This window comes from Phaeovulum sp. (assembly GCF_030684035.1).
Lineage (GTDB): Bacteria > Pseudomonadota > Alphaproteobacteria > Rhodobacterales > Rhodobacteraceae > UBA6213.
On record NZ_JAUXPI010000001.1, the window covers coordinates 1 to 14,066 of the forward strand.

General features: G+C 67.6%; 17 protein-coding genes and 2 pseudogenes. 10 read left to right on the forward strand and 9 right to left on the reverse strand.

The features are described 5' to 3' along the window. Nucleotides 1-121: 121 nt before the first annotated feature. The 3 genes from Q8J98_RS00005 to Q8J98_RS00015 are packed head-to-tail and all read right to left on the reverse strand — an operon-like array spanning nucleotide 122 to nucleotide 2,229. Nucleotides 122-1,438 carry an MFS transporter gene (locus tag Q8J98_RS00005; RefSeq protein ID WP_305292381.1) on the reverse strand — a complete coding sequence of 439 codons (1,317 nt, stop codon included), beginning with the start codon at nucleotides 1,436-1,438 and terminating at the stop codon, nucleotides 122-124. Nucleotides 1,439-1,450: 12 nt separating this feature from the next. Continuing rightward, nucleotides 1,451-1,789: a YnfA family protein gene (locus tag Q8J98_RS00010; protein WP_305292382.1), complete on the reverse strand. Its 339-nt coding sequence runs from the start codon at nucleotides 1,787-1,789 to the stop codon at nucleotides 1,451-1,453. Next, nucleotides 1,786-2,229 (reverse strand): helix-turn-helix domain-containing protein, encoded by a 444-nt coding sequence (locus Q8J98_RS00015; protein ID WP_305292383.1) that lies wholly within the window; start codon nucleotides 2,227-2,229, stop codon nucleotides 1,786-1,788. Before Q8J98_RS00015 ends, Q8J98_RS00010 begins: the two co-directional genes overlap by 4 nt. A 92-nt stretch (nucleotides 2,230-2,321) precedes the next feature. On the opposite strand from Q8J98_RS00015, the gene Q8J98_RS00020 reads away from it, so the two are divergent. Next, nucleotides 2,322-4,562 (forward strand): heavy metal translocating P-type ATPase, encoded by a 2,241-nt coding sequence (locus tag Q8J98_RS00020; RefSeq protein ID WP_305292384.1) that lies wholly within the window; start codon nucleotides 2,322-2,324, stop codon nucleotides 4,560-4,562. A gap of 167 nt (nucleotides 4,563-4,729) precedes the next feature. On the opposite strand, the gene Q8J98_RS00025 is transcribed toward Q8J98_RS00020, so the two are convergent. Then, nucleotides 4,730-6,112: an ATP-binding protein gene (locus Q8J98_RS00025; protein ID WP_305292386.1), complete on the reverse strand. Its 1,383-nt coding sequence runs from the start codon at nucleotides 6,110-6,112 to the stop codon at nucleotides 4,730-4,732. Next, nucleotides 6,109-6,834, reverse strand: coding sequence for a response regulator (locus Q8J98_RS00030; protein ID WP_305292388.1), 726 nt, complete (start codon nucleotides 6,832-6,834; stop codon nucleotides 6,109-6,111). Before Q8J98_RS00030 ends, Q8J98_RS00025 begins: the two co-directional genes overlap by 4 nt. Nucleotides 6,835-7,016: 182 nt before the next feature. On the opposite strand from Q8J98_RS00030, the gene Q8J98_RS00035 reads away from it, so the two are divergent. Both Q8J98_RS00035 and Q8J98_RS00040 read left to right on the forward strand, forming a co-directional pair. Then, the gene (locus Q8J98_RS00035; RefSeq protein ID WP_305292390.1) at nucleotides 7,017-7,568 is read left to right on the forward strand and encodes an EF-hand domain-containing protein; all 552 of its coding nucleotides are present in this window, start codon (nucleotides 7,017-7,019) and stop codon (nucleotides 7,566-7,568) included. Nucleotides 7,569-7,631: 63 nt separating this feature from the next. Then, nucleotides 7,632-7,760 (forward strand): hypothetical protein, encoded by a 129-nt coding sequence (locus Q8J98_RS00040; RefSeq protein WP_305185705.1) that lies wholly within the window; start codon nucleotides 7,632-7,634, stop codon nucleotides 7,758-7,760. A 118-nt stretch (nucleotides 7,761-7,878) separates the two neighbouring features. On the opposite strand, the gene Q8J98_RS00045 is transcribed toward Q8J98_RS00040, so the two are convergent. The 4 genes from Q8J98_RS00045 to Q8J98_RS00060 form a co-directional block, all read right to left on the reverse strand. Further along, nucleotides 7,879-8,232 carry a DsrE/DsrF/TusD sulfur relay family protein gene (locus Q8J98_RS00045; protein ID WP_305292392.1) on the reverse strand — a complete coding sequence of 118 codons (354 nt, stop codon included), beginning with the start codon at nucleotides 8,230-8,232 and terminating at the stop codon, nucleotides 7,879-7,881. Next, nucleotides 8,229-9,041 (reverse strand): class II glutamine amidotransferase, encoded by an 813-nt coding sequence (locus Q8J98_RS00050; RefSeq protein WP_305292394.1) that lies wholly within the window; start codon nucleotides 9,039-9,041, stop codon nucleotides 8,229-8,231. The genes Q8J98_RS00045 and Q8J98_RS00050 overlap by 4 nt, the downstream gene beginning before the upstream one ends. Nucleotides 9,042-9,051: 10 nt before the next feature. Beyond that, the gene (locus Q8J98_RS00055) at nucleotides 9,052-9,303 is read right to left on the reverse strand and encodes an SHOCT domain-containing protein (RefSeq protein WP_305292395.1); all 252 of its coding nucleotides are present in this window, start codon (nucleotides 9,301-9,303) and stop codon (nucleotides 9,052-9,054) included. A gap of 64 nt (nucleotides 9,304-9,367) precedes the next feature. After that, the gene (locus Q8J98_RS00060) at nucleotides 9,368-10,213 is read right to left on the reverse strand and encodes a sterol desaturase family protein (protein WP_305292397.1); all 846 of its coding nucleotides are present in this window, start codon (nucleotides 10,211-10,213) and stop codon (nucleotides 9,368-9,370) included. An 84-nt stretch (nucleotides 10,214-10,297) separates the two neighbouring features. Here Q8J98_RS00060 and Q8J98_RS00065 point away from each other — a divergent pair, with 84 nt between their 5' ends. From Q8J98_RS00065 to Q8J98_RS14760, 7 genes and pseudogenes are all read left to right on the forward strand, one after another. After that, nucleotides 10,298-10,966, forward strand: coding sequence for a metalloregulator ArsR/SmtB family transcription factor (locus Q8J98_RS00065; RefSeq protein ID WP_305292399.1), 669 nt, complete (start codon nucleotides 10,298-10,300; stop codon nucleotides 10,964-10,966). 177 nt (nucleotides 10,967-11,143) lie between these two features. After that, nucleotides 11,144-11,296, forward strand: a pseudogene (locus Q8J98_RS00070) (cytochrome c peroxidase); the annotation flags it as partial. A 28-nt stretch (nucleotides 11,297-11,324) separates the two neighbouring features. After that, entirely contained in the window at nucleotides 11,325-11,474 is a 150-nt protein-coding gene (locus tag Q8J98_RS00075; protein WP_305292400.1) for a DUF2478 domain-containing protein, read from the forward strand. Nucleotides 11,475-11,703: 229 nt separating this feature from the next. Then, a pseudogene (locus tag Q8J98_RS00080) lies at nucleotides 11,704-11,953 on the forward strand (hypothetical protein); the annotation flags it as partial. Between the two features lie 132 nt (nucleotides 11,954-12,085). Continuing rightward, entirely contained in the window at nucleotides 12,086-12,640 is a 555-nt protein-coding gene (locus Q8J98_RS00085; protein ID WP_305292402.1) for a hypothetical protein, read from the forward strand. Nucleotides 12,641-12,645: 5 nt separating this feature from the next. Next, nucleotides 12,646-13,908, forward strand: coding sequence for an NAD(P)/FAD-dependent oxidoreductase (locus Q8J98_RS00090; RefSeq protein WP_305292405.1), 1,263 nt, complete (start codon nucleotides 12,646-12,648; stop codon nucleotides 13,906-13,908). Between the two features lie 6 nt (nucleotides 13,909-13,914). Further along, nucleotides 13,915-14,066, forward strand: a 152-nt coding sequence (locus tag Q8J98_RS14760) for a DsrE family protein (protein WP_370868034.1), incomplete at its 3' end; no start/stop codon positions are given.

Sequence of the window (14,066 nt, forward strand, 5' to 3'; positions counted from 1 at the left end):
GCTGCAGCACAACGCCAAACCGAAGCCCTTCGTCTGGAGCAAGACCGCCGATGATATCATCACCCGCGAGCGCCGCGCGCTCGATGCTCTCGATGAAATCAGGGGAAATCGGTAGCAAATGTCAGACTCGGAACACTAGCGGGTGCAGATCGTCGATAATCTGCGGATGCGCGTGGCCCTGCGCTCCGCTCTGTTCCCGCAGATGCGGGTGATCGGGGGGCAGGTCGTCATGGTGATGTGCCACCGGGGCCTCGGTTGCGGCGGGCCAGAGCCAGAGCGCGAGCGCCACCGAAAGTGCCGCAATCAGCGCCAGCGCCGCGAAGGTTGGCCCCATCCCGGCCCGCGCGCCCAGCCAGCCCGCCAACGGATAGGTGATCAACCAGCAGCCATGCGACAGCGCAAACTGCGCGGCAAAGATCGCCGGGCGGTCCTCGGGCAGGGCAGAGCGACGCAAAAGCCGCCCGGAGGGGGTTTGCACCACCGAATAGCCAAGGCCCAGCACGATCCAGAGCGCCATCAGCGCGGGCAGGCCTGCCGCGATCAGAAACGGCCCGGCAATCAGCCCCGCGACCAGCATCGCCGCCCCCGCCAGCATCACCGGGCGGTCAGGCACCCGGTCCAAGAGCCGGGGCAGGGCCAGCGCCGCCAGCATCGAGCCCGCGCCAAACGCCGCCAGCGCCAGCGCCACCTGCGACTGCGCCAGCCCCAAACCCGCCTGCACGATCACCACCGTATTCACGATCACCATTGCCCCCGCCGCCGCCACCGCCAGATTGAGCGCCAGAAGCCCGCGCAGCCGCGCCGTCGCAAGATAAAGCCGGATGCCGCGGGTGGTGCGGTCCCAGATGCCGCGGGGCCTGCCGGGCACCGGGCTTGGCAGCGTGACAGATACGACCAGCGTAGCGGAAGCGGCGAACCCGAGAACCGTGCCGCCGAACAGGGCCGGGAAACTGACCACCGTCAGCAGCGCCGCGGCCAGCATTGGCGAGACCAGGCTTTCCAGATCGTAGGCCAGTCGCGAAAGCGACAGCGCGCGGGTATAGTCGCGCTCATCGGGCAGCACATCGGGTATTGTCGCCTGAAACGTCGGGGTGAACCCGGCCGAGGCGGCTTGCAGCAGGAAGATCAGCACATAGACCTGCCAGACCTCGGTCACGAAGGGCAGCGCAAGTGCGACCCCCGCGCGGATCAGATCGAGCGAGACCAGCATCGCCCGGCGCGGCAGGGTCGCGGCAAATGCCGCGGCAATAGGTGCCAACCCGACATAGGCCACCATCTTGATCGCCAGCGCCGTGCCCAGCACCAGCCCGGCATCGGCACCCGCGAGATCAAAGGCGAGCAGGCCAAGCGCCACCGTGGCAAGACCGGTGCCCAGCAAGGCGATCAGTTGCGCTGCAAACAGGTGGCGATAGGTGCGGTTGGCAAGAAGTCTGAGCATGAATGGCACTTTCTAGGCGGCACGCGGGCCAAACAGGATGATGCCGGTTCCGATCAGGCAAAGCGCGGCCCCGGCCAGATCCCAGAGATCGGGGCGTTGTCCCTCGACGGCGCGGAGCCAGATCAGCGAGGCGGCAATGTAGACCCCGCCATAGGCCGCATAGGCGCGGCCGGCAAAGTCGGAAGGGGCAAGCGTCAGCAGCCAGGCGAAGGCCGCAAGGCTGACTGCGGCGGGCAACAGCCAGAGCGGTGAGGCCCCCGCCCGCAGCCATGCCCAGACCGCAAAACAGCCGGCGATTTCGGCAAGGGCGGCAGCGGCATAGGCGGCAAAAGTGGGCAGGACCGCCGTCATGTGCCCTTGCCGATGTCGGGGTGGCCGTGGTGCGGCGCGGCGCAAGACGCGTGATCGCCCAGCACCTCGATCACCCGGCAGTCGCGCACCGTGCCGCCTGCGCATTGCGCCAGCATTCGCTCCAGCTCGGCTTTCAGGGCATTGAGGCGCGCGATCCGGGCCTCGACCTCGGCCAGTTGCGCGCGTGCGATGGTGTCGGCGGCGGCGCAGGACTGCTCGGGCTGGTCCGACAGGCTGAGCAGATCGCGGATCGCATCAAGCGGAAACCCAAGATCGCGGGCGTGGCGAATGAAACGCAACCGGTGCAGCGACCGCAGGTTGAAAAGCCGCTGGTTGCCCGCGCTGCGTTCGGCCTCGGGCAGCAGGCCGATTTCCTCATAGTAGCGGATGGTCGGCACTTTCACCCCCGCCGTCCGCCCCAAAGATCCGATCGACAGCATGGTTTTGCCCTTGATGCTCTAGTCACTAGAGATATTAGACAGGGGGTGAAGGCGACGCAAGGGCCTGCGGCATCGGGCCGGAAGGAATTGAAATGACAGCGGAAGTGGTGGGTGAAACCTGCGAGTGGACGGTTTCGGGCATGGATTGCGCCTCTTGCGCGGCAAAGATCCGGGTGGCGGTGGAACGGCTGCCGGGGGTCAGCAACGCAAGCATCGCCCTGATGTCGGAAAAACTGACCCTGGTGCTGGCCCCCGGCACCACGCCCCGCGCAAGCATCGAGGCGGCGGTGACCGGGCTGGGCTACGGCATCGGCGCGGCCCGAGCTTCGAAGGCAAAGACATTGGTGCTGCCCGGCGCTGCCGCGCCCGATGCGGGCGATCACCCTTTGAATGCCCCCGCGCAGGCCACCGCGAACGGCAACTCCGCGCCCTGGGGCCTCGACGTGCCAGCGGAACCGCATGCCAGCTGGCATCGCAGCCGCAAGGGGCGGCTGGCGATCGGCACCGGGTTGCTGCTGGCGGGCGCATGGCTGGTGAAGCTTGCGGCCAACGATCAGGCCGCCGGTCTGGCCTTCGCTTTCGCCTGCCTGGTCGGGGTTGCGCCGCTGGCCTGGCGGGCGCTCGCGGCGCTTCGCGCGGGCAGCCCCTTCACCATCGAAATGCTGATGACCATCGCCGCCTCGGGCGCGCTTTTCATCGACGCGGCTGAGGAGGCGGCGCTGGTGGTCTGGCTTTTTGCCGTTGGCGAAGTGCTGGAAGGCGTCGCCGCTGGCAGGGCGCGCGACGGGATTCGCGCGCTGGCCCGGCTGGTGCCGAAAACCGCGTTGCTCGAGGAGGGCGGCGTGGTGCGGCAGGTGGCAGCGGCAGGCCTTCGCATCGGGCAGACCGTGATCATCCGCCCCGGCGACCGGATTGCGGCAGATGGCAAGATCATCGAGGGCCGATCAGGCATCGACGAAAGCCCGGTGACCGGCGAGAGCCTGCCGAAAACCAGGGGGCCGGGCGAAAGGGTCTTTGCCGGGTCGATCAATGCCGAGGCGGTGCTGCGCGTCCGGGTCATGCGCGCGGCAGAGGACAACACCATTGCCCGGATCATCCGGCTGGTCGAAGAGGCCGAGGCGGCGCGGGCACCGACCGCGCGGTTCATCGACCGCTTCAGCCGCTGGTACATGCCTGCCATCGTCGGTGTGGCGCTTCTGGCGGCGCTGGTGCCGACCTTCGCATTCGGGCAGCCGGGCGAGGTCTGGACCTATCGGGCGCTGGCATTGCTGCTGATCGGCTGTCCCTGCGCGCTGGTCATCTCGGTGCCGGCGGCGATTGCCTCGGCGCTGTCCACCGGCGCGCGGCACGGGCTGTTGATGAAGGGCGGCGCGGTGATCGAGGCGGCGGCGCGCACCACGCAGGTTGCCTTCGACAAGACCGGAACATTGACCCTTGGCCGCCCGGTGGTCACCGATCTGGTGCCGCTTGGTGCCGATGGCACCGAATTGCTCGCGCTGGCGGCGGCGGTCGAGGCGGGGTCGAGCCATCCCTTCGCCGAGGCGATCCTGCGCCGGGCCGCGGCCAGCGGCGCAGCCGCGCTGCCTGCGGTCGGGGCGCGGGCGGTTGTCGGCAACGGTGCCTGCGCCAGCGTGAACGGCGCACCGGCCTGGGTCGCCTCGCCCGCCCACGCCGCGCGCGAAGGGGTACTTGGCACCGAAAGCACCCGCCGCATCGCGGCGCTGGAAGCCGAGGGCAAGTCGGTGGTGGTGGTGGCGCGCGCCGGACAATGCCTTGGCCTGATCGCGCTGCGCGACGAGCTGCGCGCAGACGCTGCCGAGGGGCTGCGCCAGCTTGCGGCGCTGCGGATCACCCCGGTCATGCTGACCGGCGACAACGCCCGCACCGCCCGCGCGCTCGCCGCCGGGCTGGGGCTCGATTACCAGGCCGCGCTGATGCCCGAAGGCAAGGTTGCCGCGGTCCGGGCGCTCGCGGCAAAGGGCCGTGTGATGATGGTCGGCGACGGTATCAACGACGCCCCGGCGCTGGCACAGGCCAGTGTCGGCGTGGCGATGGGGGCGGGAACCGATGTGGCGCTGGAAGCGGCGGATGCGGCGCTGATGCGCAACCGCGTGGCCGATGTCGCCGCGATGATCCGGCTGGCGCGGGCCACGATGGCAAACATCCGCCAGAACCTGGCAATCGCGCTCGGGCTGAAGGCGGTGTTTCTGGTTACCACAATCCTCGGCGTTACCGGGCTCTGGATTGCGGTTCTGGCCGATACCGGCGCGACCGTGCTGGTTACGCTCAACGCCATGCGGCTGCTTGGCTTCCGCCCCGAGCGGCTGCGGTGAGACGCGCAGGCGGTGTTGCCGCGGCAGCCGCTGACCGGTCTCCTGGGCCCATCGGTGCCGCCCGCCTGCCCGCCTCTGCGGCGTTGAACGCGGCAGAGGCGGGCAGGTGCCGACCACCGCACCATGAACGGCGCTTGCGGCGGGCTGAACCTTGCGCGCCGCGCGGCTCAGCCTTCCCCCAGCGGCAGGCGCACCTCTGCCTCGAGCCCGCCGCCGGCGCGGTTGCGCAGCTGCACATCGCCGCCATGTGCCTGCAGGATGGTGCGGGCGATGGCGAGGCCAAGGCCCGCGCCGCCGGTTTCGCGGCTGCGCGATGTCTCGAAGCGCACGAAGGGCGCGAAGGCCGCCTCGAGCTGATCCTCCGGCAGGCCGGGGCCACGGTCGGCAATGGTGATGCGCGCCAGGCCGCCCCCCTCGGCGAGCGAGATCTCGGCGCTGCCGCCGTAGCGGATGGCGTTGTCGATGAGATTGCGCAAGGCGCGGCTGAGCGCGGTCTGGCGCACCGTGGCCAGAAGCGGGGCTGCGGGCGCAAGGCTGGCCCTGCCGGCACCGGCATCTGCCGCCAGATCGGCCAGCAGCGCCGCCAGATCGAGCGGTGCCGAGGCTTCCGATTGCGCCGCGCCGCGCGCGAAGGCCAGCGTCGCCTCGACCATCTCCTGCATCTCGTCCACCAACCTGCGCAACCGCTCGGTATCGTCGCTCTCCTCCAGCATTTCCAGCCGGAGCCGCATCGCGGTGAGCGGCGAGCGCAGATCGTGGCTGAGCGCGGCGAGCAGGTGCGTGCGGTCGGCCACGAAGCGGGTCAGCCGCTCCTGCATGCGGTTGAAGGCCTGGGTGGTCTCGCGCACCTCGGTTGGGCCGGACAGCGGCAAGGCTGCCGCGTCGATGCCGCGCCCGAGCCGGTCGGCCCCGGCGGCGAGCGCCCGCATCGGCCCGACCACGCGGCGCGCCGTCACCAGCGCCACCAGCGCCACGGCGGCAGCCATCAGCGCCAGCGGCAGCAGCGCCTGCGGCGTCATCTGCAGTTCCGGGCGGTTGAACATGGTGCGCACATTGAGCCAGTCGCCGCCTGCCAGACGGATCGAAAGCGACATTTCGACCGGCTCGGCGCGCTCGCCCATCATCACCTCGTGCATCGGCCGCATCACTCCGGGCGGGCCAGGCGGCGGTGCGAGGGGCAGGGTGCGGGTGTGAATATCGGCGTGCAACTCTTGCCCCGCGGCCCCGAGGATCTGCTGCATTCGGGCAATGAATTCCGCCGCATCGGCGCTGTCGCGGGCAACAGCGGGTTCGGCGGCGAGCGAAAAGCTGACCAGCGGCGAATCCGCCGATCGCAGGATCGAGGCGCGCAGATCGGCCGGCGCATCGCCCAGCAGCAGCGCCACGTTGGCGGCGCGCCCCGCCGCCTCGAGCCCCAGCGCCGCGCGCACCGCGCGGCTGCGTTCATCGGCAAAAAGCACATAGCCCAGCCCCTGCGTCACCGCCAGCGCCAGCAGCAGCAGCGCCAGCAACTGCCCGCCGAGCGAGCGTGGAAGCAACCGCAGGCTCATGGCTGCAGCTCGCGCACATCGGCGGCAAGGGCGTAGCCGCCGCCCCAATGGGTGGCGATCAGCGCCGGTTTGGCCGGGTCGCGCTCGATCTTGCGGCGCAGGCGGCTGATCTGGTTGTCGATCGTGCGATCGAACACCTGCGCCGCGCGCCCCGAGGTCAGATCCAGCAACTGGCTGCGGCTGAGCACGAAGCGCGGGCGCTCCAAGAGCGCGCTCAGCAGGCGAAACTCGGCGCTGGTCAAGGGCACCTCCGCGCCGTCATCGCCGGTCAAGGTGCGCCGGTCGGTATCGAGCACCCAGCGGTCGAACCCGAGCCGACGCCCGGCCAGGGTGCCGCCCGCCGATGGTGCCTGCCCCGCGCGCCGCAGGATCGCCTTGATCCGCGCCAGCAATTCGCGCGGGTTGAACGGCTTGGCGAGGTAATCATCGGCCCCCACCTCAAGCCCGACGATGCGGTCGGTTTCATCGCCAAGCGCGGTCAGCATCAGCACCGGGATCGTGCCATTGGCGCGCAGGCGGCGGCAGACCGAAAGCCCGTCTTCGCCCGGCATCATCACATCGAGCACGATCAGATCAAACCTGCCCGCCTTCAGCGCCGCGTCCATCGCAACCGCGTTTGCCGCGGTGGTGGCGCGCATGGCGTTCCTTCCAAGATACTTCGCCAGCGCATCGCGAATCTCGCGGTGGTCATCGACGACGAGAATGTGGGGCGGGTTCGGCATGGTCACTCCTGTCGGCCAAACCTAGCCGAAAAGCGGCAGGCGGTGCGCGGAAGTTTGTCGCAAGCCGTCTGCAGACCGCGGTTTGCGACAGATTGATACAAAACACCCCCTCGGCTGACAAACTCGCGGCACAAGGCGGTGCCAGTTTGACGGTATCGAAGATCAAACCAGGAGAGACGATCATGAAACGCTCGACAACCCTTGTCATCGGTGCCGTTGCGGCGCTCGGGCTTGCCGCTGCGGCGCTGCCGGTGGTGGCACAGCAGTTCCAGATGCCGTTCGCGGGCATGATGCGCGGCGGTGCCATGCATGGTGGCGCGATGCCCGGCGGCTTTGCCATGATGGGCGCCAACACCGCCGCCCATGACGCACATTTTGCCGCCGTCGATACCAACGGCGACGGCACGCTGAGCGCCGAGGAAATTGCCGCGGGGATCAAGGCCGAGCTGGCAAAATACGATACCGACGCCAACGGCACCCTGTCGCTTGAGGAATTCACCGCGATGCAGACCGAAATGCATGCCGAAATGCAGGCCGAGTTCGCCCGCACGATGACCGTGCGCGCCTTCCAGATGCATGATGCCGATGGCGACGGGCAGATTACCGAAGTCGAGATGACCGCCTTGGCGGGCCAGATGGGCCAGATGGGCCAGATGGGCGCGGCACCGCAGGGCGGCATGCCGAGTTTCGGCCACGGGCATCCGGCGGCGCGCGGCGCGATGGGCTGGCACTGACCCGACCCCGGCCCCCGGCGCGACGCGCCGGGGGCCACCGCCTCGGACCAATGGAGCAATGCGATGATGCACGGATACGATATGGGTTTCGGTCTGCCCTACGCGATGGGCTTTGGCTGGTTCGGCTTCGCCCTGATGCTGGTCATCGCGGGCCTGGTGATCGCCGCGCTGGTCAAATACCTGCGCAAGTGAGGCCCCGCGCCGCCGCCCAGAGCCTGTCCGACAAAAGTGGGCACCGGTTTTGGCGCAAGACAGGCGCAAATCAAGAAGCTGGAGTCTGTCTGGCGCTTCTATCTGCGCCAGACAGACTCTAGAACACCAGCACCCTGTCGGCGGCCAGCGTGGCCGCGCCGAGCTCGTCCATGGTCGAGCGCTTCGCACCGTCCATAACGTCCTCGTCGGCCATGCCGCGCGCATCCATGCAGGTGCCGCAGAGCAGAACCGAGCCCTTGCCGGTGACCACCCGCTTCAGCATCCGTTCCATGTTGTAATAACCGTCTGGCGTCTTCTGGCCCTTGCGCGCCGCGACCACGGCATCGGCCATCAGGAACACGGTGACGCCGGCACCGGGGTCCTGCTTCATCAGGTTATGGGCCAGGCGCAGCGCGTTGTAGCACCGCTCGGTGCCATAGGGCGCATCGTTGAGAATGAAGAGTGTTTTCAAGGCTGTTCTCCGTGCAGGGTGGAAGCGAATGCGGGAGTGGCGGGCGGCATGGCTGGGGACGGAACCGGGGTCGGCAGCGCGATTTCGCGCCCGCCGGTATAGGCGTGCAGGCTGCCGGGCTGCAACGGCACCCAGGGTTCGTCAGTCAACGGCAAGGTCGCCAACAGAATGACCCGAAGCTGCCCGGCACAGGATGTGCAGGCCCGCGCCAGCCGATGCAGCCGCGTGTGCGCATGCACGATCAGGCTTTCGCCATCGCTGAGGAAGAAGTTGAATTCCCCAAGTGCCGCGAGACGCGCGACCAGGGGCGCGATACGCGCCACGATTTCTGCTGCGGCAAGCTTGCCCCGCGCGGGCACCCCTTCTGCCGCGATCGCATCGAGCATCAGGCAGAATGCAAGCTCGGAATCGGTATCGCCCAGCGGCTGGAAACGACGCGGCACCTTGCCGTGCGACACGGTCAGCCCCCGCAGCTTGCCATTATGCGCGAACACCCATGACCGGCCGCTCCACTCGCGCTCGAACGGATGGGTGTTGGCGGTCGTGCGGCCGAATTGTTCGGGGTTGGCCTTGCGGATATGGGCGATCACCGTTTCGCTCTTGAAGTCGTAGTCGGCGATGAAAGCAAGGCAGCGGCTTTCGGCGGCAGGCACCGGTTCCTTGAAAATACGCGCGGCGCGGCCTTCGTAAAAGGCAACTCCCCAGCCGTCGGCGTGCGGCCCGATCGCACCACCGCGCGGCTGCAACAGCGCCAGCGAATGATTGACGTCGGTCGCCTCGCTGGCGCTCATTGCAAAAAGCTCACACATTTATTCGCTCCTACATGGCGTGCCCCGGGTGCTCGATATGGCGTCGCATGCTCTCGTATTCCTCGCGCGTGATCTCGCCGCTGGCGTAGCGCCGGGCGAGGATTTCGAGCGCCCCGCCAGCCGCGCGGTCGTGCGGATCCGGCGTCTTGAGCCAGCGCACCAGGGCGACAATGCCGGCGATGATCACGGCCCACCACAACAGCATGAACATGCCCCCGCCAAAGCCGAACCCCATTGCCCATCTGGGCATGTCGTACATCATGGTAGATCTCCGTTCTTGTAACCACGGCCAATGGCGGCGCGGAATGGATGGGGGGCTTTGGCGTTCACCGCGCGTCTTTCCCTTCCCGGTTGATGGAGTAGCCGCTGGCCGGGCCGCGCAAAGGTTGCAACAGCATCCGGTCGAGCCAAAGTTCCCGCGGGGTGCGAAACTGTTCGATGCCGATGGTCATTTCGTCGTGACCAGCACTTGGTTGCGCGCGGTAGGTGCCCAGCAGGCGGTCCCACCACGGCAAGTTGAAGCCGAAATTGCTGTTGGTTTCTTCCGGCCGGATCGAGTGGTGCACACGGTGCATGTCTGGCGTGACAATCACCAACCGCAGGATCCGATCAAGCGCCAGCGGCAGACGGATATTGGAATGGTTGAACATCGCAGACGCGTTCAGCAGCACTTCAAAAATCAGCACCGCAACGGCGGGCGGGCCGAGCGCCGCCACCGCCGCCAGCTTGATGGCCATTGAAGCAAGAATTTCCAGCGGGTGAAACCGCAGGCCGGTGGTCACGTCGAACTCCAGATCGGCGTGATGCATGCGGTGCAGCCGCCAGAGCGCGGGCACCGCATGAAACATCACATGTTGCAAGTAGATCACCAGGTCGAGCGCCACCACCGCCAGCAGGACCGCCAGCCAGCCGGGCACATCGAACGCATTCAAGAGGCCCCAGCCCCGCGCTTCCGCCATCAGCGCAAGCCCGACCGCCAGGACCGGGAAAGTGAAGCGCAAGACCAGCGTATCAACCACCACAAGCCCCAGATTGTTGCTCCAGCGCAGCAGGCGCGGAATCTCCTGCCGCCGTCGTGGGGCAGCCAGTTCCCAGACCGCCATCAGCGCCAGCACGCCCAGAAAGATCGCCAGCCGCAGCGTGGATTCGTGTGCCAGAAGGAATTCGGTCATGGTGCCCTTCGCGGTTGCGGGATTGAAGCGGCCCGGATATCATTCAAGAGAATCATTGAATGATCTGACACGGAGCCCCACCAGATGTCAACCAGCGCCAAGCGAGACCTGATCGAAGAATATGCCTTGGTGGCGCGCGCGCTCGGCGCACCGCACCGATTGTTGTTGCTTGAACAATTGGCGCAGGGCGAACGCAGCGTTGAAGTGCTGGCCAGCAAGGTCGGCATGAGCGTGGCAAACAGCTCGCAGCATCTGCAACAGCTGCGTCGCGCCGGTCTGGTCACCAACCGCCGCGACGGAAAATCGGTGATCTACCGGCTGAGCGACGATGAGACGCTGGTTCTGATGGACCTTCTGCAAAAGCACGCGCGGCGCAATCTGGCCCGGGTCAGCGAGATCCTGCGCGGGCTTTCAGGGGGCGATGAAGCGGTCGAGCCGATCAGCCGCGCCGAATTGGCGCAGCGGATCGCAGCGGGCTCGGTTACCCTGCTCGACATGCGCCCCGCCGACGAATACCGCATGGCGCATATTCCCGGCGCTCGGAACGCGGCGGTTAACGCGCTTGTGCGGTTGGCCGGTGCGAGGGAGCAGCAGGGAGAAATCATCGCCTATTGCCGCGGTCCCTACTGCATCGAGGCACTTCAGGCCGTGGCCGTACTGCGCAATCTGGGCATCAGCGCCCGCCGCATGGAGGGGGGCCTGCCGGAGTGGCGGGCAGAGGGGCGCGAGGTTGTCGCCAGCGATATTGAGTAATCGCCCCGAGCGGTCCCGCCAACCCCTGTAGTGCAAGCAAAGCAATTATCACTGCAGGAACGGCTGCAGATTTGCGCGCGAACAATGCGAACCCCGATCGACTTGCGAGGTGCCAGATCACGCACTGAATTCCTATTCGACAGAAACCGTGGCGGCCAGGGTATACCCGGCGCGATGATGCGGCTGCGCTTTGGGCCGGGATATGTCGATGCTTTCCGCGAGGTGTTCGGCACCGACTGGCCGAATATCGCGCAGGCCTGGCTGGCGATTGCCGCCTTTGAGCGCACCATCGTTACCGATGCGGCACTGGTGCCGTTCGACCGCTATCTGGCGGGTGACGCCAACGCGATGAGCGCTGATGCGCGGCGTGCCGGTGCTGGTTGGCGTCAACGACCTGAACCGGCCCGCGTTCGAGGCTTTCGCCGACGGGCTCGCCAACGAGCTGCCTGACCACGTTTCCCCGGTTCGGGGCTGGTTGCTTGCCTTGCCGCGCAAGGTCGCGGCGTAGACCGTGCAGCGGCGCGCGGTTCGTGCGACGATGTGATGCGGCAGCGAGCGGAGAGGCCAGCCAAGGACGAGTCGGTCGAGCTCTGGCGTCGCGTTCCCAAGCCCGCATGATTGTGCACCTGCCGTTCGCAGCAAACATAGTCACGACCTGCCGTCGACCGGCAGATGGGCATCCACCGCCGCGCTTGGCCCCGAAAGCCGACGACACATTCTTGCCTGGCCGGTCGTTCACCCGGATCTACGGCAGAGCGCCCGGGAAACGCTGGACCGGCTACCATGCCCGAAGCCGGATCGAGGCAAAGATGCCCTCGCAGGTTCGCTCGAACTTCGCTCGAACCTGCGGCGCTGAACCTGCTCGACCTCAAGGCGTTCCAAGACCGCATCGCCGCGAGAGACCCCGACCGCCAGACCGCCGAAATCCAGATCCGCATCAACCGCTTCGACGCACTCGGCACCGCCGAGATCGTCCGCGTCGCCTGAGCTCAATGGGGAAAGGGGTAGCCACGCCTCAAGCGTGCGTTCTGCTACAACGCGGCTCCACTGCGACAATCGGGGCCTTGTGTAGTGGATGATTGTGATGCAGGCAGGGGTGGCCTAGAGGATCTCGGTTTCATGTCGCCTCGCCTTCACGCCTTCGCGATCGCGCGTGTCGCGGCCAGTTCGGTGCGCGCCGCACTGGTGATCGCCGGGGGCGGCCCCGGTGCCGGGGTTCTCGCACTGGCATTCATGGCTGTTGTCGGCCCAACGGTCGCAAGCGCGCAGAATCTGGAAGCCACGACGGGGGCCGAGGCACCCGGCTGCGCGGGGGTTCCGCTCGCCGCCTCGCCCGGCACCGAATCGCCACTGGTGGACCCGGCGAAAGACCTGCGCGCTGCCATCGCCGCTGGTTCGGGCGACCGCGACTGGGGCGAATGGCTTGCCGGGGAATGCCTGGCCTGCCATGGGCTGCATGCCAAGGCGGAGGCCAGCATTCCGCCGCTGGCGACGCTCGATCCGATGGCTTTCGCTTCCGCGCTCGAGGAATACCGCCGCCACCTGCGCCCCGATCCGGGGATGCGGCTCCTGGCCTCCCGGCTCGCGCCTGACGAGGTCGCGGCGCTCGCCGCCTATTTTGCATCGCTGCCGGGCGAAGATGCGGCGGATGCCGTTCCCGCAGATAACCGTTAGGAGGCCTGGCCATGCATCGCAGACACTTCATCGGGGCGGCGTTTGCCGGGGCAGCGCTCATTTCGGCACCGATGTTGCGCGCGCAGGGGCGGCCACGGGTGGTGGTGGTCGGCGGCGGTGCTGGCGGTGCCACGGTGGCGCGATACCTCGCCAAGGATTCGGCCGGTGCGCTCGATGTGGTGCTGGTCGAGCCGAACAGGGTCTACCGCTCATGCTTCTTTTCGAACCTCGCGCTCGCCGATCTGCGCAGCCCGGCAAGCCTGGAGCACCGCTATGACCGGCTCGCGGCCGATTACGGCATAACCGTTCTGCACGACCGCGCCGTAGCGGTAGACAGGGCGCGGCGTGAGGTGAGCCTGGGCGCGGGCGGCTTGCTTGCCTATGACAAGCTGGTGCTGGCACCGGGTATAGATTTCGTGGTCGGCTCGGTGGCGGGCTGGTCCGAGGCCGATGCCGAGGTCTTTCCGCATGCCTACCGGGGTGGCGCGCAGGTGGATCTGTTGCGCGCGCAACTGGGCGCGATGCGGCAAGGCGGCACTTTCGCGCTGGTCGCCCCGCCAAACCCCTATCGCTGCCCGCCCGGCCCCTACGAGCGGGTGTCGATGGTGGCAAGCCTGCTTGGCCGCATCAACCCGACTGCCAAGATCCTGCTGCTCGACCCCAAGGCGACGTTTTCCAAACAGGCGCTGTTCGAGGAAGGCTGGGCGCGCCATTACCCCGGCGTGGTCGAACGCATCGGCCCCGACGCGGGCGGTGCTGCGGTCGAGGTGCGGCCCGCTGCAGGCGAGATCGTGGTGGCCGGGGCGGTGGTCAGGGTCGATGTCTGCAATGTCATCCCGGCGCAAAGGGCAGGTGTCATCTCCGAGGCGGCAGGGCTGACCGAGGCCGGCTGGGTGCCAGTGGAACCACTGGCGCTTGCCAGCAAGGCCGACCCCGCCGTGCATGTGCTGGGCGATTCCGCCGCGCAAGGCGACATGCCGAAATCGGGCTTTTCCGCCAACAGCCAGGCCAAGGTCGTCGCCAATGCGATCCGCGCCGCGCTGACCGGCTCGCGCGCCTTTCCGCCGCGCTACACAAACACCTGCTGGTCCGCCATCGCACCGGGCGACGGTGTCAAGGTCGGTGCCTCCTATACGGCAGGTGAAGGCAAGATCGCAGCGGGCGAGGGGTTCATCAGCCAGGTCGGCGAAACCGCAGAGCTGCGCGCGGCAACCTATGCCGAAAGCTTTGCCTGGTACGACGCGATCAGCGAAGACATCTTCGGCTGAGACCGAATGGAGGTGAACCGCAGCAAGGGCTCGGTTCTGCTCTGCGGCACCTGCATGGATGCGCGCGGCATGGCCGACGAGGACGTTATGGACGGTGCGAAGCGCTCGACCATGGACGAGCTCGGCGCGGCCACGCTGGCCGCCGACAGGGTGCTGGT